This is a genomic window from Desulfomarina sp., assembly GCF_054039375.1.
In genome coordinates, this window is record NZ_JBPLBA010000127.1 from 1 (window position 1) to 21,261 (window position 21,261).

A 21,261-nucleotide genomic window follows, 5' to 3' on the forward strand; every position below is an offset into this window, starting at 1 on the left:
TTTACGGATTCGATGACTTCAGTTACCGCCTGATGAAATTCCTTCTCGTGGGGATCTCTGTCAGTTACAAAATTAATATTGTCCATCTTCCATGTTCTCCAATAGTAAAGATAGTAAAAAAAGCGGATTTATTCCGCTTCTCTGTTAACGAGCATAACTGAACCGCGCAGTCCAGTTGCAAAAGACGTAAGTTATGTAAAAATAAAAAAGTAGTGAAAAGAGGGAAAGAAAAAAAAGAGGAGAAAGACCTTCTCCACGAAAGTGTTTTCCGGGTGCAGTTGTTCCGGACGTGTTTTTCCGGACTATCGGTGGCGGAAAACCCGATATAAAAACCACTAGTGACGTTCCTGCAAATAGTTCGTCTGTCCACCGTCCCCGGCCTTGAACTGATAGTGTAATTTCCGCTTAAGCGCCTGTGAGCAATTACATTCAGGCAGTAACTTGATTTTTATAAAAGCTGTCTCTACACAAATAACGATCCATTTACAATCGTTTTTTTCAACAATTTGAAATTATTTTTCAAGCAAAAAACAATCCAACACAACCACGTGATATTATAGTATTTTTCAAAGACATTCTTCCCGGTTGCCCTCCCCATCTTTTTCGGCTACCATGGGGTTCAGGAGGGTCTCAAGGAAGCCTCCTGAGTTATCATATCAAAAGAGGACTCAACTGACAAATGACACAACACTATTCCGCAAGTCCAGCCGCTTCCCGTTTTAAACTTTTCCATGAACTCATGCGGCACAAGGTGCGCCATATTCTCCTTATTTCCACCCCCTATGAGGCGTGGATCATGGAACAGGACTGCAGGCTGTCCGAGCAGATTGTCCACGAATACAGTGGCTTGAACCTGAGCCATCCCCCCCGCCTTACCTGGGTTTCCTCAACCGAGGAAGCACTCACGGCCTGCGGAGAAGGCAAATTTGATTTTGTCATTATCATCGCCCAGGCCGTCAATGACAAGATCATCAATATCGGCAGGGCGATCAAGGAAAAACACGACATGGTGGTGGTGGTCCTCACCCACCAGGAAACGCCCCTCAAATCCCATATGCTGGCTGATGGATCTCAGAGCGCCATCGACCGCATTTTTTTCTGGACCGGGCAGGCTGATATCCTGCTTGCAATCATCAAATGCATAGAAGATCAGTTCAATGTGCTTGATGATATCAGCTGTGCCGATGTACGGGTCATTCTCTTCGTGGAAGATTCCCCTTTCTATCTCTCCGCCCTGCTTCCCGTTCTCTACAAGGAGCTGGTCAAGGAAACCCAGGCGGTTATCGAAGACAGTCTCAACCAGGAACACCGGCTGCTCACGATGCGGGCCAGACCGAAAATTCTGCTGGCCCACACCTTTGAACAGGCCATGGCCCTATACGAACAGTTCGAACCCAATATTCTCGGGGTTATCTCCGATGTTCGTTACCCGCGAAAGAACAAACATGACGGTGAGGCAGGCCTCCGCCTTCTGAAACACATCAAAAAGGAGAGATTTGATATTCCCCTGCTGCTCACCAGCTCGGAACCCCACAACGCAGACCGGGCCGCATCCATTCCCGCTCCTTTCATTGACAAAAATGCTCCTTTTCTCAACAGACAGATCCGCTCTTTTCTTCTCAACCATCTTGGATTCGGAGAATTTACTTTCAGAGATCCCCAGGGAAATATCCTGGCCAGGGCCGACAGTCTCCACAGCCTGGAACAGAAAATGCTGGAGATACCCATTGAATCCTTTATCTACCACAGCCAGCGAAACGACTTTTCCCGATTTCTTTATACCCTCACGGAAGTGGAGCTGGCGGGCAAGGTAAGGCCCATGCGCCACACCTCTTATGAAACAGTGGAAATGCTCAGACAGGAGCTGGTGCAGATGATCAAGGAACAGCGGATGCAGCGCCAGAGGGGAGTCATCGTTGATTTTGACAAGAAACGATTCGACCCCGATACGGAATTCACCAAGATCGGCAACGGCTCCCTTGGCGGCAAGGCAAGAGGACTGGCCTTCTTTTCCGCCATGCTGCATCAGCACTGGGATCTGATGGCCGATTTCTCCAATGTGGAGATCTCAGTTCCCCAGACCCTTGTTCTCACCTCAGACGGTTTTGATGCCTTCATCGAACTCAATGACCTGGGAGACCTAGCCAAGGAAGAGATCAGTGATGAAGCCATTACTGAGCAGTTTCTCCAGGCCCGTTTTCCGGAACCGTTCCGTTCCGACATCCAGGCTTTCCTGAAGGTCACCGGTTACCCGCTGGCCGTCCGTTCTTCAAGTATGCTGGAAGATGCCCAGTTCAAATCCTATGCAGGACTTTATCATACCTACATCCTGGCCAATGACCACCCGGATGACCAGTGCCGTCTCAACCAGATGCTCACCGCCATTAAAAAAGTCTACGCCTCCACCTATTTCCGGGCACCGAAAGCATTCAGTAAACGTGTCGGCAACCGGGTGGAAAGTGAAAAAATGGCAATTATCATTCAGCGCGCCGTGGGCCGCCAGTATGATAATTATTTTTACCCCGCCCTTTCAGGAGTTGTCCAGTCCCTCAATTACTATCCCTTTTCGTGTATGAAAACCGAGGACGGTATCGCCTCCATTGCCCTCGGACTGGGCAAGGCTGTCATGGAAGGAGAAAACACCCTGAGATTCTCACCAAAACATCCGGAAATACTGCCCCAGAGATCCACCGTTGAGGATATCCTGAAAGGCTCACAGAAGAAATTCTACGCCATCACCATGAATGATCCTGACCCACAAAAGGAGATTAACGATACAAACACCCTCAGCAGAGTAGCGGTACATTCGGTGACCGACCACTATCCTGTACGTTTTTTTTCCAGCACTTACAGTCCTTCCGAACACCGAATCAGGGATTTTTATACAAAAAACGGTCACCAGGTTATTACTTTTGCCTCCCTGCTGAAATACAACACTATTCCGTTCACCGGCATCCTGAATACACTGCTTACTCTGGGCAGGGAAAAACTCGGCTGTGCGGTGGAAATCGAATTTGCCCTCAACCTTTCCACAAAAACTGAAGAAAAAAACCAGTTTCATGTTCTGCAGATCCGCCCCATGAGTGCCAGGGAGGAAACACTTAAAGTCAAGATCACCGAGGAAGAAATCAGCAGCGCTTTCTGTGTGTCCAACCGGGGACTGGGCAATACCGTTAACCGGGAGATGTGTGATATTATTTACGTCAGGCCTGAAAACTTTGACCCAGCCAAAACCACGAGAATTGCAAGGGAAATCGGCGAAATCAACAATGAACTCACCCGGTTGAACAGGAAATACCTGCTCATAGGTCCGGGACGCTGGGGCTCTTCGGACCACTGGCTTGGTATTCCTGTCACCTGGGAGGATATCTGCGGTGTCGGCAGTATCGTGGAAACCGTCCACAGCCGCATCAATGCCGAACCATCCCAGGGGTCGCATTTTTTTCATAACCTGACGACCCTGGGTATAAATTATCTCAACGTGGACCCGACCCGGGGAGAAAAGCTAGATTATTCCTGGCTTGCGGCTTCTAGGCCCTGTTCTGAAAGCGAATATATCTCACATATTCAAACAGAAAAAATGTTCACCCTGAAGGTGGACGGCCGTACCGGCCTGGCAGTCATTTTCGTCTGAAAAACATGAATTCCACATAAAAATTCACCCGGTCTGTTTTTTTTCTACAGAGACAACCCATCTTTATGTTAGTATAGTCTTAATCTTCCCCGAAACTATCTCTGACAAGGAAGTGGCTCATGAAAATATTCTTTCGACTGGTTCCTTTTCTTCTTTTTCTTTTGCTTTCCATCCAGATCTGTTCTGCCCGGATCGACCCGGTCATCGGAATTGTAAAAACAGTAAAGGGGAAAGCATACGTAACAGACAGAACACGAACATTTACAATTCAACTGGTACCGAATATGAAAATCACCAAAGGTGATCTCATCAAAACCGAAGCGAACTCTTCCGTCGGTCTCATATTCGAGGACGACACGTTGATGTCCCTTGGTCCCTACAGTGAAATAATAATTGAAGATTTTCTTTTTGATCCTGTCAACAGTAAACTGGCCTTTGTGGCAAAGATGATCCATGGTACCTTTTCATTCATCAGTGGTCAGATCGCCAGACTTGCGCCCCAAAAGGTCAAGCTCGAAACCCCGGACGCAACGCTTGGAATCAGGGGAACAAAACTGCTTATCACAGTCGACTGAACCGAATACTTAACCTGAGCACTGTCAAACTCTCATTATGGATCCAAAACTACTTTTAAAAACAGGAATCATCTTCCTGCTGCTCCTGCTGATTTTTTCAGGATGTTCCCGGAAAACAACTGTAATCCTCCTTCCCGACCCGGACGGCAGAGTGGGCCATGTTGTTGTCAGCAACACTGCGGGTTCTCTGGAAATCAATAAACCTGGAGAAGCAGCAACAATTGCCGGACATGAATCCCAACCGACTTCACCCGGGATACTCTCTGCTGCCGAAATCGATGACAAATATGGCCAGATTCTTTCGGTTCTGCCCGCTCCGCCAAAACACTTTATTCTTTATTTCCATCGGGATTCCACTAAACTGACGACACCCTCCCTTAAAATAATGAAAACCGTTCTTACAGTAATAAAGAAGGAAAAATCCCAGGATATAAGTGTCATTGGTCATTCGGATACAGCGGGAGACCGGAAATACAACCTTCTCCTGTCCACACGAAGGGCCCGGGCCATCGCAGAATTTCTTGCAGAAAACGGTATCGAACGCTCCAGGATAAACACAACTTCACACGGTGAAGAAAACCCGTTGATCAGGACCGCTGACAATGTCAGTGAACCAAGAAACAGAAGAGTGGAAGTTGTTGTCAGATAACTCTATTTCGTATGAGGGAAAAAACTCCTGCCACCGCAGTACCAGCTTCCAACAGCACGTCAATGTTTAAAACACTGCTGCTCAACAGCCTGCTGCTTTTTTTTGTTCTTTCTGCAGGATACCTGTTTTCACCAGAGATCATCAGATCAATCAATCTCAAGACGACAGATATTATTCTTTCCAATGTGCCGGCGAAAAGCGCTCTGTCTGAAGTTATCGTTGTAGATATTGACGAGAAAAGCCTGAAAAAATACGGTCAGTGGCCATGGCCCCGGTATAGAATGGCATTCTTACTGGAAAAAATTGCTGCCGATGGCGCCGGAAGTATCGGCATAGATATTCTCTTCCCTGAAAAAGACAGGACATCTCCTGTTACCTGGCGGAAAACTCTGGAGGAAGATTTTGGTTTTTCCATTGATATCAGTGGTCTTCCCGAAAAGTTCCTTGACAATGACGTCCTGCTGGCGAAAGTTCTGACAAACGGTCCCTTTGTGGCCGGATATGAGTTTCTCTTTAAACACGCAAACGGGTCGGAATATGACTGCAACCTTCAACCGGTTTCTCTGGTACGGAAAAAATCGGCAAACGGCCCAAAAACCTATCTCCATCTCCTGGAAGCAAAAGGAGTCATCTGCAACTGCATTCCTCTCAATATGACGACTTCCCTGTCAGGTTTTCTGAACGGCGCTCCGGATTTTGATGGTTTTTTCAGACGACTGCCCCTGCTGATACGGTACAACAGCAGACTCTACCCTTCATTCACCCTGGCCATGCTCATGCAGTTCACTGGAGAAAAAGTCATCACAGTTGAAAAAAGCAGCACCGGCATTGTCACCCTTTTTCTTGGCAATTTACGCATTCCAACCGACAATCTGGGTAATTTCCTTTTTGGACCTCCGGTTTCAGATGGGCAAACAAACATCCCGGCCACAGACATACTCGAAGGTCACTTTGCTCCGGACCTGTTTAAAGACAAAATTGTCATCGTGGGATCAACGGCTTCCGGCCTGACACAATATTACCCCACTGCCTTCAGGCCCGACATGAGCCTCCTTGACCTGCACAAATACTCTCTGGAGTCCATCCTCGCGAAAACACCTACAATACGGACACCACTTTTCAGCCTGTATGAAGTCGCCACCGCAATTTTTCTCTGCCTGATTCTCCTTGCCGGCGTCGTTACACTGAGTACCTTCTTCTCAACAGTTCTTTTCCTGCTCTGCCTTTTCTCAAGCTGGATTGCCGCCATAGTTGTCTACAAAACCAGCGGTTACCTCTTTTCCCCATTCTTTCCCACAATATTGCTGACAATCAATTTCAGTCAGCTGCACCTGCTCAGGTTCAGGCATTTCCAGATCAGGGCCAGGGCTGAAACCCGGGAAACATTCTCCCTGCTGCAGGACAGGGAAAAAACCCTCCGCTCAATTCTTACAACCATACCTGACATCATTTTCCGACTGGACAGCAGCAACCGGATAACCTTTATCAGCCATGCCGTCACAGCGTACGGAATGTCCCCGAAAGCAGTCATCGGTCAGTCAATTTTTGACTTTATTGCTCCAGAAGATCGGGAAAAAGCGAAAAAGAGACTCACTGAGCGAGCAAAAACCGACCAGCCCATGAAAGAAATGGAACTCTGCCTGCTCGTCCAACTCGAAAACAGTCCAGCCGAAGAAAACAAACGATATTTCAATATTTCAGCAGAGGGCATTTATGAGGGGGATACTCCGGTATACATCGGACTGCAGGGGATAGCCAGAGACGTTACGATCCGCAAAAAACTTGAAGGCCAACTCCTGCAGGCGCAGAAAATGGAGGTCATCGGTAATCTTGCCGCCGGAATAGCTCACGATCTGAACAATATTCTCAGCGGACTTGTCAGTTATCCGGACCTGTTACTGCTGGAGGTTCCAAAAGATGGATCTCTGTATAAAAAAATCACCATTATCCAGAAATCAGGACAAAAAGCCGCTGCAATTGTGCAGGATCTCCTTGTTCTGGCCAGAAGAAGTGTAAGCGCAGATACAGTCTGTAATATCAATACAATCATAGAAGAATACCTCAATTCACCGGAATTCGGGCATATTGTTTCCAGTTATCCGAAAATTGATATTATCCGGCAGCTTGAAGGGAACCTGATGAACATCAGAGGCTCCGATGTCCAGTTCTCCAAAGTCATAATGAATATGGTCATAAACGCTGCTGAAGCGATAGCAGACAGCGGCAGAATTACCATCAGCACTGCCAACGTCCACCTGCGAAAGGCCCTGAACGGTTATGAAACGATCCCCCCTGACCAGTATGTCTCTGTTTCCGTTTCTGACAGTGGCACCGGCATCCACCCGGATGATCTCGACAAATTGTTTGAACCTTTTTTTACCAAGAAAAGAATGGGCAGAAGCGGCACAGGCCTTGGGATGACCATAATCTGGACCACGGTGAAAGACCATAACGGCTTCATTGATATCCAGTCCACCCAAGGTGAGGGGACAACCCTGACCCTTTATTTTCCAGCCACGGATCAAGTCATCCCGTCCGGGAAAAAAGAACTCATTCTGGAGGATCATACCGGAACAGGAACCCTTCTTGTTGTTGATGATATTGAGGACCAGCTTGAAATAGCCACAAACATGCTCAGCAGACTGGGTTACCATGTCCATACGGCGTCAAGCGGAAAAGAAGCTCTGGAAATAATAAAAAAAGAGGAGATTGACCTGGTTATTCTTGACATGATCATGCCTTCAGGACTTGACGGTCTGGAAACCTATAGAGAAATAATCAGGATCCATCCTGGTCAGAAAGCTATCATCACCAGCGGCTTTTCAGAATCAGAACGGGTCAGAGAGCTCCAGCAGCTGGGAGCTGGAAAATACCTGGCCAAACCCTATACCCTGGAACAGCTCTGCATTGCCATTAGTGAAGCACTGGATGAAGAAAAGAAAAAAGACACATAATACACTCATTGCCTTTGCTCTAAACTCAGGGGCAACAAAAGCGGCAATTCTTCCGGCCGACAGTGTTCAGGTGGAAAACAGGCTGGCATCATTCTGTCATACTCCCAGATGTCCATACTGGGGTCAATCCGCCAGTTGTCCTCCCCATGTTTCAGGCCCCTCCGCTTTTTTAAAAATGCTGACAACCTGCTCCTCCGTCCTGGCAGTACGCCTCGAAATCGAATCGTCTTCTCTCCATGGGGAAGAAAGGCCCTTTGTCATGCGCCTTCTCCACGAGACAGTGGCAAAAATTGAACAGAAGGCTGTGGAACTCGGGTATACCGAAGCATCCGGGTTTGCCGGTGGATCCTGCAGACCGAGCTTCTGTGCCACCATGAAAACATGCCGGGCCATTGAAACAGGCCATTGCCGTTTCCCCGATCTTGCCAGGCCTTCGCTGTCCGGATACGGTGTCAATGTCGGTAAACTGATGGAGGCGGCCGGCTGGTCGACTGCCCTTTTCAGCCCGGATCCGGGCAACCGGGAACACCTTGCCTGGATAGCAGGCCTGGTCCTGCTCAGTTAAAATGTGGCCTTGACTTTAACTTTTTTTTCTGTAATTGTTTGTAGCAGTTTTCAGATACTTGCAAAAGTTTAATAGGGAATCCGGTGCGAATCCGGAACGGGCCCGCCGCTGTAACCGGGGACGAACACTGCAATCATGCCACTGTCATTCATCAAAGACGGGAAGGCGCAGCAAGTAGGACTATCCGGAAGTCAGAAGACCTGTCTGAAACAATAACGTACCGCCATTCGTGGACAGAATGGTGGTGCGGTAAATTCGAGGATAAACCAGGGATCCCGGATCAATTGTATTGGATGCCTTGAAAATTTGAATTTTCGTTCGAGAAAATCGGACGGAAAGTCAATCTTTCAGGGTGGCCTGTAATTGATCCGGGATTTTTTTTTGCATTCATTACCTCTTGAGAGTCACAACAATGCCCACATTCCCTGTGCTGTTGACCTGCCTGGTCCTGCTGCTGCCATCTGCGGGCAGAGCAGGTGAAACCGAGAAAAAAATCATTGCTCCCGTCGAACAGTCCATTGCCATTCTCCGGAAAGACCAGAAAAAACGTGACCAGTGGCAGGATGAAAAAGAAAATCTGGCTGAACAGCTCCAGGTTCTGCAGGAGGAGCAGAACCAACTGAAAGAACAGAAGCAGGAGCTGCTCGGGATAAACAGACTGTACCGGGAACGAATTGCGGTAAAAAAGAAAAAAATAGCTGATATCACCCAGATCAGTGGCCAGATAGAGCCTTTTCTGGAAGAAATCGTTGCCAGAACCAGGGAAATGATTGAAAGGGACAACCTGCCGTTTCTCACAGAAGAAAGATACAACAGGCTAAAGAAACTGGAAAAATCATTAAAAAACCCGGAAGAAACAATCAGTGAAAAATACAGGAAAATGATGGAGACCCTGCTCGTTGAAGCGGAATACGGTTTCACCGTGGAAACCAACCGGGAATATATTGATCTTAACGGGCAACGCCTGCTGGTCAACTGCTTTCGCCTGGGTCGGCTCAACCTCTTTTACCTGACCCTGGATGAACGAAACTGCGGTTTTTTCAATGTGGCGAAACAACGCTGGCAACCATTGCCGGTGGTGCATCTCGTTCAGATCAGGAATGGTGTTGCCATTGCCGCAAAACGACAACCGGCAGAACTCCTTAACCTGCCGGTGGGGAGGATCGCAGGCCAATGAAACTGACAACAAGCCTCTTTTTGTTTCTGCCTGTTCTGCTTCTCTTCTCCGCCCCTCCTCTTTTTGCTGGAGACATGCGGGAACTTGCAATACAGGCCAGTAAAATTAAAGAAAAAATGTTCCTGCAGGCCGCGGAGGAAAAACGTAAGGCCGAACAGATTGCCCGACAAAACCAGGCGCGAATAAAAAAAGACAGAGCCGCTCTCACGGGAGCCGTAACCAGACTGAAGGAGCAGAATCTCCACCTGAAACAGGACATTAAAAAACTCAAGGCAAAACAGGTTACGCTGGACAGGGAAGAAAAACAACTCAGTACAAAGCTCGCTGAAACCAGCGGAGTTATCAGGGAGCTCGTGGGGGCGATACGCGTCAGCAGTCGGGATATTGATACCCTTCTGGCGGAGAGTAATTCACCTCCACCGTACAGCAAACATGGAGTCTCAACCGGATCACTTGCAACAACAGACAGTTTTCCCGGTATGAACGAGATCCGTTCACTGGCCGAAACTCTTTTTGCTGTTATTGCGAACAGTGGTGAGGTCAGTATCCGCAGGGGTGAAATAGTCAACCGGAAAGGTGAGGCGGCAGAGGCGGACATCCTTCTCCTCGGGCCCTTTACCGCCATCTACAGACTGGGGGAAGAAATCGGTTTTCTCAACTACACCGCGAAAAGCGATACCTATTACGCTCTTACCCATCTGCCGAAGAGGCGAGCACAAAAAACCATCAAAAAATACATGGCCGGAAAGAGTGATACTGTCACCATGGATATTTCCAGAGGCGCAGCCCTGCGCCGGCTGACCCACCAACTGAGCCTGCTGGAACAGATTCCAAAAGGCGGTCCCATCACCTGGCCTATTCTGATAATATTCGCTGTGGGAATTCTCATTATATTTGAACGACTCCTTTTTCTTTTCCGCATCCGCGTCAGCGGTGACGATATCATCAAGAACATCGAAGATTCGGCCGCCGGGAACACCTGGCAGAACGCAATTGTACTCCTTGAGAAGATTCGGGAAAAACCGATGGCAAGGGTGCTTGAAGCCGGCCTTCTCTCCCGCAACGAATCAAGAGAAGATCTGGAAAACAGCCTGCAGGAGGCCATCCTCAAGGAAATCCCGTCCATGGAACGCTTCCTTTCCACCCTCGGCATGCTTGCGGCCATCGCACCGCTTCTCGGTCTTCTGGGGACAGTCACCGGCATGATTGCCACATTTCATATCATTACACTCTACGGCACGGGCGACCCACGGCTTATGTCCGGCGGTATCTCGGAAGCCCTGGTGACCACCATGCTCGGCCTTAGTGTCGCAATCCCGCTGATGCTGGCCCAGACCCTGCTGAGCCGCTCCGTTGACCGCCACATCGGGGAACTGGAAGAAAAGGCTGTCACCCTGGTGAATATCATCCTGAAATACAGGAGGGCGGAGTGAAAGAGCTTCTCGTGACCCAGTTCAGTCAGTTTCAGCAATACGTTGATGCGGGCGGGGTGATCATCATACCACTGATCGTGGTCAGCCTGGTTATATGGCTGCTGATCGTCAACCGGACACTTTTTTTCAGACGCCTCCACCACAAAAACATGCCCGCAGCCGTCGCTCTGGAACATATCAGGGAAAACCGCGTCCCCGACCCCGGATACTATCGGGGTGCTGTTGCGCTTCTTGTCACACGTTTTATGGAAAAACGCAGCAACAATACAACCCTGGACCGTCTTATCCTTGATGAAACAGTTCTCGTCACCAATCGCTCTCTTGACAACTACCTGACCACTATCGGAACATTGGCCGCCATCGCGCCTCTTTTGGGGTTGCTGGGAACCGTAACGGGTATGATCGCCACCTTTGACGTCCTCTCTTTTTTCGGGACCGGCAACGCCAGAGCAATGGCAGGCGGAATCTCCGAAGCCCTGATCACCACCCAGACCGGTCTGCTGGTCGCCATCCCGGGACTCTACATGAAAGGGTTTCTCGAACGACGGGCGGCCAACCTGAAACGACAGATCGCCCGGGTCGGCTATTACCTGAGGAGACAACTCTGATGCTGAATATCTCAGCGGCCCGACGGGCCGCCAGAACAACACCGGAACTGAACATAGCGCCCCTGATCGACATGGTCTTTATTCTTCTCATTTTCTTTCTTGTCAACACCAGTTTTGTCAGGGAAACCGGCATCCAGGTCAACCGGCCCGCCGCCGTTACGGCCACCTCTCTCGACAAGGCAATGATCCTGGTAGCCATTGATGAAAACAACCGGGTCTTCATGGACAACCGGGAAATCGATTTCCGCGCCGTTCGCGCCAACGTGGAGAGAGCACTTGCTGAAAATCCCGAAGGAGGGGTGGTAGTCATTGCGGACAGTAAAAGCAGCAGCGGTATGACAATCCGGGTGATGGACAGCTGCCGGATGGCGGGAGCCGATAATGTCTCACTGGCGGCCGCTGTGCCGCAAAGCAGGTAAAAATGAACAGACGTGGTGGGGAAAAGATCCTGCAGGGCGGAGCGACAACCTGGTTTTTCCCGGCCTTGTGCGCCCTGCTTCTGAATATGCTGTTCTTCCTTGCCATTCCAAACCTTGTGCACGACAAGGCTCCCCGCCACTCCGTTGATAAAATGGTTTCCGGAGTACGGTTTCTTCGCCTGAAACCCCACCAACAACCAATGCCACCCCGGAAAAAGAAAAAACAACAACCTGAAAAAAAACCGCAGAAAAAAAAGGCGACACAACCTCACAACAGACCGGTGCTCCGGGACCTGGCCCTGCCCTTTCAGTTGAATCCAAAACTGCCCGAAAAACCTTCCAGACTGGAACTGCCACCCCTGATCCCTTCATCCTCTTTTCACCCGGGCAAATTACCGAAAGTATTTCAGGCGGGTCAGCTTGACCGCACTCTTACCCCGACAGTCCGTATCCCTCCCGTCTACCCCATGCGGGCACGACGTCGCGGTATCGAGGGCTGGGTCAAGGTCAGGTTTGTCGTCAATTCCCATGGAAACGTTACAGACATTACTGTTCTGGAGGCCCACCCTGAACGGATTTTCAACAAAGCAGTAAAAAGCTGCCTTCGTCAATGGCATTTTCAGCCCGGCACTGTCAGCGGGATGGTGGTGGATGCGGAAGTGACGACAACAATACGTTTTAAACTGGAACAGTGAGATGAGAAAATCCTTTTTCCACTCTGTACCCGGTCTGTTCCTGGTCCTCTTTTTTCTTTTTCCGCCACCTCCGGTACAGGCAGGAAATCACCTGCCCATCACCGTACAACTGGTTCTCTCCCGGCTGGCTCCTCTCCTGGAAAAAGAGGACTATAAAAAGGGTGTGGAACTGCTGCAGACCTTCCGGCAGAGATGTACTGCGGCAGATCAACATTCATCGGACCATGATACGGTCTGTTTTCATCCCGAAATTACTTTTAATCTGGGCAACTGTTACCTTTTTCTGAAGCAGTATGACAAGGCTGTAGACGCTTACCGACAGGCTGTTAAACGGGATCCGGACCACAGTTCGGCATGGCTCAATCTGGCAAGGGCGCTGTATGAAAAAGGGACTTACTCTGAAGCGGCCTCCTCTTTCATGCATGGATACGAGACAGGGGGATCAAAAGATCCGCAGATCCTCTACTATGCCGGGGCCTGCCGCCTCATGTCGGGGGAAAACAAAATGGCCCTGGAAATCCTTGAACGTCTTTTCTCCAGCCATCCGGGATCAATAAAAGCGGAATGGAAGGAATATATGGTCCATGCCCTGCTGGCTACCGACCAGCCTGTCCGCGCCCTGCCCTTTATAAAGGAACTGGCCCGGGATTACAGGGGAAAGAAACAGATCCGCTGGCAGGAGATCCTCCTCTACCACTACCTCCGGCTCGACATGGGGAAAAAGGCTCTGGCACTGGCCCGCAGACTGGCCGCCCGGTCACCTTCCGTCAGCAAGTGGTGGAAGGCTCTTACCCATATTCACCTCAACCGGGGAGAATACCGACAGGGTCTCACGGCACTCACGATTTACAGTTTTCTCACTCCCCTGGACGAAGACGAAAAAAAACTGTGTGGAGACCTGAACCTGCAACTCGGTATCCCAGTGCGAGCCCTGCCCATTTATGAAGAAATTCTCACAAAAAAAATGGATAAACAACTGCTGCAACAGATCGTTACCATCTACATCCGTCAGGGCAGAGACAAGGAAGCGCTGGAATATTTGAATGCGGTTTCCCTGGGACCGAAAGACCTTCCCCTGCTCCGTCTCAAGGGAGAACTGCTCTATACCCTGAAAAAATTCAGACAGGCTGAAAAAGTATTTAATACAATTGCCGGGATAGATAGAAAACATGCTGGACCGGCCCTGATGATGGCAGGATATGCCGCCTGGCATGCAGGAGACACTCAACGTGCCATAACAATTTTAAAGAAACGGCAGGTTTTAAAAAACAGAAAAAGCCGGCAGTATGCCCATTGAACGCTCACGGATCCAGGGTGTTTTAAAAATCACCTTTTGCTGGTTTTAAAGGAAATCTGAACTGATATTTTTAATCAAATTCCTTATCAATTAAAATTTACAGGGCTTTTTAACCGTAAGCCACCCTGACAAAAAAAATACATCTCCAATCTGGCTGAGTTTCACGGTAAACAGTATTTTTTTGTCTTTTTCATTCCCATCAGTATACTAATAGAATAAGAAACATAATTACTCACAGGTACTCCAGCTTTTCACGGTCTCTTTTGTCCGCATAGTAGGAGTAGGCTATAGCGAACAAAAGAGCCTGCAAAAATCTGCCGCACCTGTGAGCAATTACAGTTCAGATGTAATAAAATCACATAATTGCTACCCTTGTGAGTAGTTACCACGATTCAATAAAGGCGCGCTTCCGACTGGAACAAAATCAAACAAAAACAAACACCATGAATGCCTATATAAACAACCTGGCTTCATTTCTGCCCAACAACCCGGTCACCAATGACGAGATTGAGAATATCCTCGGAACCATCAACGATATTCCCTCCCGAACCAGGCAGAGAATCCTGAACAATAATAAAATTAAAACCAGGTATTATGCCATTGATCCCGAGAGCGGAAAATTCACGCACACCAATGCGCAACTGACCGCTGAAGCGATAAAAAATTTGAGCGCTGCCGGCCGGTTTTCCCTGGAAGACGTGGAATGCCTCTGCTGCGGCACCTCCAGTCCCGACCTGCTGATGCCGGGTCATGGGGTAATGGTCGCGGGAGAACTGGCCCTGCCGCCCTGCGACGTGGTCACCACCTCGGGAATCTGTATCGCCGGCATTACGGCCCTGAAACACGCCTGCATGAATGTGGCTACAGGTAGTACAGAAAACGCTATTGCCACCGGATCAGAACTCGCATCCTCTTTTATGCGTGCCGGTTTTTTCCATGTTGAAGCAGATCCGGAAGCAGATATCAAAAAGAAACCCATCCTTGCCTTTGATACCGATTTTCTCAGGTGGATGCTCTCCGATGGTGCAGGAGCAGCCTGGGTCAGCCGCCACAAAAACCGGGAAGGACTCTCCCTGCGGGTAGAGTGGATAGAGCACCGCTCCTACGCGGGGGAGCTGGACACCTGCATGTACGCAGGGGGCATGAAACTGGATAACGGCAGAATCCGGGGCTGGCGGGAAATGGAAAGCAGTATGGAAGCTGCGGGCTCGAACTGCCTGGCCGTAAAACAGGATGTCAGACTTCTGGATGCCCATATTGTCACAACAGCCATGGACAGAACATTGGCTGTGGTCGCCAAAAAACACAAGCTGAAACCCGAACAGATCGACTGGTATCTTCCCCACTATTCTTCCCATTTTTTCAGGGACAGGTTTTATGAAGGCATGAAGCGGGCCGGGTTTGAAATCCCATACGAAAAATGGTTCACCAATCTTTACCAGGTCGGTAATATCGGCAGTGCATCCATCTACCTGATCATGGAAGCATTGTTCAAATCGGATAAACTCAAGGACGGTGACACCATTCTCTGCTTTATTCCGGAAAGCGGCCGATTCGCCCACAGTTTTATGCTGCTGACCGCGGTGCATTAGATCATGACTGACACCAGCCGCCGTTCGAAGAATATAGAGATCAAAGGTGCAGGTTGTCTCTGTGCGCTCGGTGGAAACCTGCCGACCTGTATTAAAACTCTTTTTTCGGGAAAACAAAAAAGCGGTCCGCCGACCGGTTTCACAACAGACAGGGCCGATATCTATCCCGTCTTTGAGGTTGACAACAGCCAAATCCGCCATGGCAATGATGCAACAGGATTAAGCCGTACCGCCAGGCTGGCCCTGAGTGCGGCAGAAGAGGCAATCCGGGACAGCGGATTGTCCCGTGGTGAACTCAGCTCAATGCGGGTTGGTGTTGTGGTGGGTACCACTGTCGGAAGCAGCCTGAACAACGAGGGATTCTATCGCAGGTTCTGTAATGGAGAACATCCTGAACTCTTTGAAATAAACCGTTTTCTTAGCTCCAACCCCGCGGAGGCCATATCCCGGGAGTTCGGACTGAACGGACCGGTACAGACAGTGGTGAATGCCTGCTCTTCCGGTACGGACGCCATCGGCATTGGTATGTCATGGCTGGATGCAGATCTCTGCGACCTGGTTATCGCCGGAGGGGCAGATGAACTCAACCGCATCTCCTACCTGGGTTTTATTTCCCTGATGATCAGTGACCCCGAACCCTGCAGACCATTTGACAGAACGAGGCAGGGATTGAACCTGGGCGAAGGCAGTGCCATGCTCCTGCTCTCAAAAAAACAAGCCGAATACCAGAGCAGCAGATACGTTGAACTTGTCGGTTATGCATCGGCCTGTGATGCCCATCACCTGACCGCACCTCATCCGCGAGGGAACGGCCTGAAAAAAGTTCTTAAAGACATTTTACGGAGAACGGGGGAACCCCTGGAAAATATAGCCTTTATCAATGCACACGGAACCGGAACCCAGGATAATGACAGGGTGGAAATGCAGGTTCTTGCTGAACTGCTTCCCGGAATACCTTATTTCAGCACCAAGGGAGGGACAGGACACACCCTTGGTGCAGCAGGGGCGATTGAAGCGGCCATGACCGCGGCCTGCCTGGCCCTGGGACAGGTTCCCGGTTCAATCGGCTTCTCCACAGCCGAAAAAAATACCGTACCACCCCTTGAAAACAATACAGAAATTACTGGAAGATTAGCTATTTCCCAGTCCCTTGCCTTTGGCGGCAATAACGCGGCCCTGCTGTTCAGGCGATAAAAAAAGGATGGTATTGCGAAATACAATACCATCCTGTCAAAAAATGAAAAAAGGATTATTCCCCTCTTTTTCAGCTCCTTTTTTTTCTGCTCCTCATTCCGGCAAGACCAGCCAGACCGGCTCCGAACAGAACCAGGGTAGCGGGTTCGGGTACTGGATTTGTATCGCTGAGAACAATATTATCAAAATAGGCATCACCGGCGCCACCACCGCTTCCGCTGAAATCCTCAAGCATCAGGTGAAATGCCCATGGAGCTGTAAAATTAAAGGTATATGAATGCCAGCTGTTATCATCGATCAGTACATCCTGGGCGTGGCTTGCAGTTCCGGTGGCATACTTCCACCTGTGAATTCCAGCAAACCCCTGACTTATACCGACATAGCCACCGGTGTTCTGGTTATCAGGAATATTAAAAGCCTCCGTATCCCCATAATAATCAAATGACAGCCAGTATTCACCCGCATCGAATGCTGCCGATGAAAAGATGTCTCCCCCGGAATTCATACCAAAAAAATTCATCACCTGGCCTGTTCCGCCGGCCGGATCACTCACAATCTGCCCATGATGGGCGCCACCACCTCTACCGGTCCATTGCAAGAGATCACCACTTTCAAAATCATCCGAGAAAACCGTCATGGCGGAAACCTGGGAAACACAGAGAAAAAAAGTCCCCGCATACACTAATGCTAAAAATTTCTTCTTCATTTTTTCCTTCCATTAAAATTGATATTGCTGATACAGGAATTAATAACTATTTTTTTGCAAGTACAATACCAGATTACAAACTTTCCGGATATTCTGCTTTTCCGGACACATCCAGACCAACAACAAATCTTTAAATGATCACCTGACTTCTTTTTCCACTTTTTCACCTTGACATTCCGGTTTACCGGAACAACTTCTCAAGTTTTTCCCGGTTGAATCCGGTCCTCTCCTGGAAAAAGGTCCACGGACAGCTCCTGCAGTTTATATTTCTGGATTTTGCCGCTGGCAGTCATGGGATAATCCTCTACGAAGGCAATGTGTTTGGGAATTTTATAACGGGCAATCTGTCCCCGGCAGAAATCCCGGACATCTTCCTCCGTCAGGTCATGACCTTCCTTTTTCACAATGAACGCGCCAACCTCTTCGCCATATTTCCTGGAAGGCACACCCACGACCTGCACATCAACCACCCCGTCCAGGCCAAAAAGAAACTCTTCAATTTCCCTTGGATAGATATTTTCTCCTCCGCGGATAATCATATCCTTGTAACGTCCGGTAATGGCCAGATAACCGGATTCGTCAATGACCCCCAGATCCCCGGAATGGAGCCAGCCATCAGTATCAACAGCTTTTGCTGTTGCCTCAGCCATATTATAATAACCCTTCATCACATTATAGCCTCGACAGCAGAGTTCACCCTGTTCCCCTGGTCCTAAAGTACGGTTTGTTTCAGGATCGACTATCTTCATTTCAATATGTGGCATTACTTTACCGACTGTTTCGGTGCGCCGCTGCATGTTATCAGAGGGCAGGGTCTGGGTAATCACCGGCGAGGCCTCGGTCAAACCGTAACAGATTGTGATTTCAGTCATGTGCATACGATCAATGACCTGGCGCATGATATGAACCGGACAGGGCGAACCGGCCATAATCCCTGTACGGAGGGAGGAAAAATCAAATTTGTCAAAAAGGCCATGTTCCAGGATGGCAATAAACATGGTTGGAACACCATAGAGGGCCGTACACCGTTCCTTCTCCACCGAGGCCATCACCTGAACCGGATCAAACTTCTCAAGAATAACCAGGGTCGCACTGTGGCTTACAGCAGCCAGCACCCCAAGGACGCACCCGAAACAGTGAAAAAGCGGGACCGGCAGGCAAAGGCGATCCCTGTGGCTGAAATTCTGGTTAGCACCGATATAGTAGCCATTATTAGCGATATTATAATGGGTCAGCATCACCCCTTTGGGAAAACCTGTAGTACCTGAGGTGTACTGCATATTGACAACATCATGGGGATCAAGCTGTTCCTGTCTCTGCCTGTACTCAACATCGTCTGTCATGGCAGCCATCCCCATAACTTCCGGAAGGGCGTAAAATCCGCGATGTTTTTCAGGCCCAAGGAAAAACAGACGACGAAGATGGGGAAAACGCTCACTCTTCAATCGGCCCCTTTCCTGCTCCCTGAGTTCCGGAATCAAATCGTAGACCGTCTGCAGATAATCAGTATCCTGATAACCATCAATGATAAAAAGATTTTCAGTTTCTGACTGCTCAAGCAGGTATGCCAGTTCCGCCCGTTTATAGTTGGTATTAACGGTCAGCAGAACCGCACCGATCTTTGCCGTAGCAAACTGCAGGGCCACCCAGTAGGGAATATTTGTTGCCCAGACCGCCACCTTCTCATCTTTTTTTACTCCCAGGGCCATCAGTCCCTTTGCCAGCCTGTCCACCACGTCACCAAACTGACGGTAGGTCATACGCAGGTTACGGTCAACATAGACAATAGCCTCGTTATCGGGATGGGACTCTATTGCTTCATCCAGTAACTGTCCCAGGGTCACTTCACGTAATGAATCACTCATTGGGTTTCACCTATGCGGGAATATGCAGTACGGCATATATAGCTGCCGGTTCATCTCCGACACAACTCACGTAATGCGGTACAATGGAATTATAATAAATCGAATCTCCAGTCGAAAGAAGGTAAGTTTCAGTTCCATAGATTACTTCGACTTGACCCTGCTGGACAACGATGAACTCTTCTCCCTCGTGACTGGACAGGTTCTTCTCCTGGGCCGATTCCGGAAGCAGCTCCACGTAGAAAGGCTCCATGTTGCGATCGCTTTTACCTTTTCCCAGCGAATAAAATTTCAGAGCCACCGGTTTTTCCTTGCCCCGCAGCATACTCAACTCACTGTTTCGTTCAGATTTACGGATGACCAGGGGATCAGCACTGATCTGGTCATCAAGAAAGGTACCAAGCCGGACATCCAGTGCCCTGGCAATTTTCAACAAAGGCCCAAGGGACGGGTAAACATTATCTTCGACAACGGACAGAAGGAATTCAGTTGTCAGGCCTGTTTCCTCTGCCATTGTATCCAGGCTCATTCCCCTGCTCTCCATGAATGCACTTATTCGCCGGCCAACTTTTTCGGATTTCATAATTCTCCCATGCAGTTAAAGTTCAATGTGATTTTCGAAATACGCCTGACAAAACAGGCGCATCTCCAGGTTCACAAGTATCATATCATGATGGTTTGAGATTAAATCTTAGTCACTTTTTTGCAATTTCTGAAATACGGAATTTTGGTTTGTTATCTTCAGAAATCAACAAGACAAATCGACAACACAATGTCGTTAACTTAAGGACAGGATGGTCCAACAAAGTCCCATTCTGACCCTGGCCGAGGGTGTCTGCAGCCAGAACGTGCAGTCACCCCCCCCCGGGGACGGGTTTATGGCGTCCCTCGGATGAGGTAGGAATGGGACTCATCGCTTAAGTAAACGACATTGATCGACAACATACAATATGGTCAACTGTCCGACAAGTCCTACATCAGCCACCGCAACCGGCTGAAGTACCAATCCAGGTTTCTTTCAGGGGAAACTTGAAATGAAGACAAATTCTATGTACACTCTACATTTCGAGAAAACAGGCCGTAATAATGTAATTGTTCACCTGCCGCAGATTTTTGCAGGCTCTTTTGTCCGCTGCAGCCTACCTATGCGGACAAAAAAGACCGTGAAAAGCTGGGGTGCCTGTGAGTAATTACGTAATAATCCATAGTGCCTGAATTACATCAACAACCATAATCCTGCACTTCAGGAACAATACAATTCAGGCGTTTTCTTCTTCACAATATTCCCAACTCATCCACAGGAGAATACAATGGCGGATTCCAAAAGCACAATTGGTAAAAAAGTAAAAGCTCTCAGAACAGAAAAAAACATGTCTCTTGAAGATGTGGCCAAACAGTCCGAAATTTCTGTTCTGGCTCTTACCGCCATTGAAAATGAAACTATTCACCCTCCTCTTGGAAACATCGTCAGCCTGGCAAAGGTATTCGAGGTTTCGGTCGGGGAACTGTGTGGAGATGACGCGGATGCACCGTTCTGTATTGTGAGAAGCGGTGACAGGCAATCAGTCGCCCGTTTTGAATCCACCGGGAACAAATCATGCGGATACAGTTATGTTTCTCTTGGACAGCAGAAGAAAAACCGTCAGATGGAACCGTTTATCGTAACACTTGATCCTGCTGAAGCGAAAAACGTCCAGTCAAACCAACATATTGGTGAAGAAATTATCTTTGTTCTTGAAGGAGAGGTTGAAGTGAAGCTCTACGACCATATCGACATTCTCTACCCGGGGGATTCTATCTATTACGATTCAACCATGCCACATATTGTCAGGTGCCATGGTGAAGAACCGGCAACAATTCTCGCAGTGATCTACGCCAGGGAAGAGATGATTATACTTTGA

Annotated in this window: 17 protein-coding genes and 1 riboswitch; of the genes, 14 read left to right on the plus strand and 3 right to left on the minus strand. The window is 48.9% G+C overall.

Annotated elements, in window-relative coordinates:
* The first annotated feature begins 679 nt into the window (after window positions 1-679).
* The 13 genes from ACXLDX_RS07215 (at window position 680) to ACXLDX_RS07275 (ending at window position 16,792) form a co-directional block, all read left to right on the plus strand.
* Window positions 680-3,634 (plus strand): PEP/pyruvate-binding domain-containing protein, encoded by a 2,955-nt coding sequence (locus tag ACXLDX_RS07215; RefSeq protein WP_457576517.1) that lies wholly within the window; start codon window positions 680-682, stop codon window positions 3,632-3,634.
* 119 nt (window positions 3,635-3,753) lie between these two features.
* Complete coding sequence (locus tag ACXLDX_RS07220; protein WP_457576518.1) at window positions 3,754-4,209, plus strand: FecR family protein; 456 nt, start codon at window positions 3,754-3,756, stop codon at window positions 4,207-4,209.
* Window positions 4,210-4,246: 37 nt separating this feature from the next.
* Window positions 4,247-4,858 carry an OmpA family protein gene (locus ACXLDX_RS07225; protein WP_457576519.1) on the plus strand — a complete coding sequence of 204 codons (612 nt, stop codon included), beginning with the start codon at window positions 4,247-4,249 and terminating at the stop codon, window positions 4,856-4,858.
* 62 nt (window positions 4,859-4,920) lie between these two features.
* The gene (locus ACXLDX_RS07230; protein ID WP_457576520.1) at window positions 4,921-7,812 is read left to right on the plus strand and encodes a CHASE2 domain-containing protein; all 2,892 of its coding nucleotides are present in this window, start codon (window positions 4,921-4,923) and stop codon (window positions 7,810-7,812) included.
* Window positions 7,787-8,377 (plus strand): DUF2284 domain-containing protein, encoded by a 591-nt coding sequence (locus ACXLDX_RS07235; RefSeq protein WP_457576521.1) that lies wholly within the window; start codon window positions 7,787-7,789, stop codon window positions 8,375-8,377. The genes ACXLDX_RS07230 and ACXLDX_RS07235 overlap by 26 nt, the downstream gene beginning before the upstream one ends.
* Before the next feature lie 35 nt (window positions 8,378-8,412).
* Window positions 8,413-8,599, plus strand: a riboswitch (cobalamin riboswitch).
* Between the two features lie 190 nt (window positions 8,600-8,789).
* Window positions 8,790-9,554, plus strand: a complete 765-nt coding sequence (locus ACXLDX_RS07240) for a DUF3450 domain-containing protein (RefSeq protein ID WP_457576522.1) — start codon at window positions 8,790-8,792, stop codon at window positions 9,552-9,554.
* Window positions 9,551-10,987, plus strand: a complete 1,437-nt coding sequence (locus ACXLDX_RS07245) for a MotA/TolQ/ExbB proton channel family protein (RefSeq protein ID WP_457576523.1) — start codon at window positions 9,551-9,553, stop codon at window positions 10,985-10,987. The genes ACXLDX_RS07240 and ACXLDX_RS07245 overlap by 4 nt, the downstream gene beginning before the upstream one ends.
* Window positions 10,984-11,595: a MotA/TolQ/ExbB proton channel family protein gene (locus ACXLDX_RS07250; RefSeq protein ID WP_457576524.1), complete on the plus strand. Its 612-nt coding sequence runs from the start codon at window positions 10,984-10,986 to the stop codon at window positions 11,593-11,595. Before ACXLDX_RS07245 ends, ACXLDX_RS07250 begins: the two co-directional genes overlap by 4 nt.
* A complete protein-coding gene (locus ACXLDX_RS07255; protein ID WP_457576525.1) occupies window positions 11,595-12,014 on the plus strand; it encodes an ExbD/TolR family protein in 420 nt (139 codons plus the stop codon). The genes ACXLDX_RS07250 and ACXLDX_RS07255 overlap by 1 nt, the downstream gene beginning before the upstream one ends.
* 2 nt (window positions 12,015-12,016) lie before the next feature.
* Window positions 12,017-12,709, plus strand: coding sequence for an energy transducer TonB (locus ACXLDX_RS07260; RefSeq protein WP_457576526.1), 693 nt, complete (start codon window positions 12,017-12,019; stop codon window positions 12,707-12,709).
* Window position 12,710: 1 nt separating this feature from the next.
* Window positions 12,711-14,006, plus strand: a complete 1,296-nt coding sequence (locus tag ACXLDX_RS07265) for a tetratricopeptide repeat protein (protein WP_457576527.1) — start codon at window positions 12,711-12,713, stop codon at window positions 14,004-14,006.
* 443 nt (window positions 14,007-14,449) lie between these two features.
* Window positions 14,450-15,598 carry a beta-ketoacyl-ACP synthase III gene (locus tag ACXLDX_RS07270; RefSeq protein WP_457576528.1) on the plus strand — a complete coding sequence of 383 codons (1,149 nt, stop codon included), beginning with the start codon at window positions 14,450-14,452 and terminating at the stop codon, window positions 15,596-15,598.
* A 3-nt stretch (window positions 15,599-15,601) separates the two neighbouring features.
* The gene (locus ACXLDX_RS07275) at window positions 15,602-16,792 is read left to right on the plus strand and encodes a beta-ketoacyl-[acyl-carrier-protein] synthase family protein (protein ID WP_457576529.1); all 1,191 of its coding nucleotides are present in this window, start codon (window positions 15,602-15,604) and stop codon (window positions 16,790-16,792) included.
* 70 nt (window positions 16,793-16,862) lie between these two features.
* On the opposite strand, the gene ACXLDX_RS07280 is transcribed toward ACXLDX_RS07275, so the two are convergent.
* The 3 genes from ACXLDX_RS07280 to ACXLDX_RS07290 all read right to left on the minus strand — a co-directional run bounded on the left by ACXLDX_RS07280 (window position 16,863) and on the right by ACXLDX_RS07290 (window position 19,943).
* Window positions 16,863-17,498 (minus strand): PEP-CTERM sorting domain-containing protein, encoded by a 636-nt coding sequence (locus ACXLDX_RS07280; RefSeq protein WP_457576530.1) that lies wholly within the window; start codon window positions 17,496-17,498, stop codon window positions 16,863-16,865.
* A gap of 197 nt (window positions 17,499-17,695) precedes the next feature.
* Window positions 17,696-19,363 carry an AMP-binding protein gene (locus ACXLDX_RS07285; protein WP_457576531.1) on the minus strand — a complete coding sequence of 556 codons (1,668 nt, stop codon included), beginning with the start codon at window positions 19,361-19,363 and terminating at the stop codon, window positions 17,696-17,698.
* 10 nt (window positions 19,364-19,373) lie between these two features.
* Window positions 19,374-19,943, minus strand: coding sequence for a cupin domain-containing protein (locus tag ACXLDX_RS07290; protein WP_457576532.1), 570 nt, complete (start codon window positions 19,941-19,943; stop codon window positions 19,374-19,376).
* 727 nt (window positions 19,944-20,670) lie between these two features.
* Here ACXLDX_RS07290 and ACXLDX_RS07295 point away from each other — a divergent pair.
* Window positions 20,671-21,261 carry a helix-turn-helix domain-containing protein gene (locus ACXLDX_RS07295; protein ID WP_457576533.1) on the plus strand — a complete coding sequence of 197 codons (591 nt, stop codon included), beginning with the start codon at window positions 20,671-20,673 and terminating at the stop codon, window positions 21,259-21,261.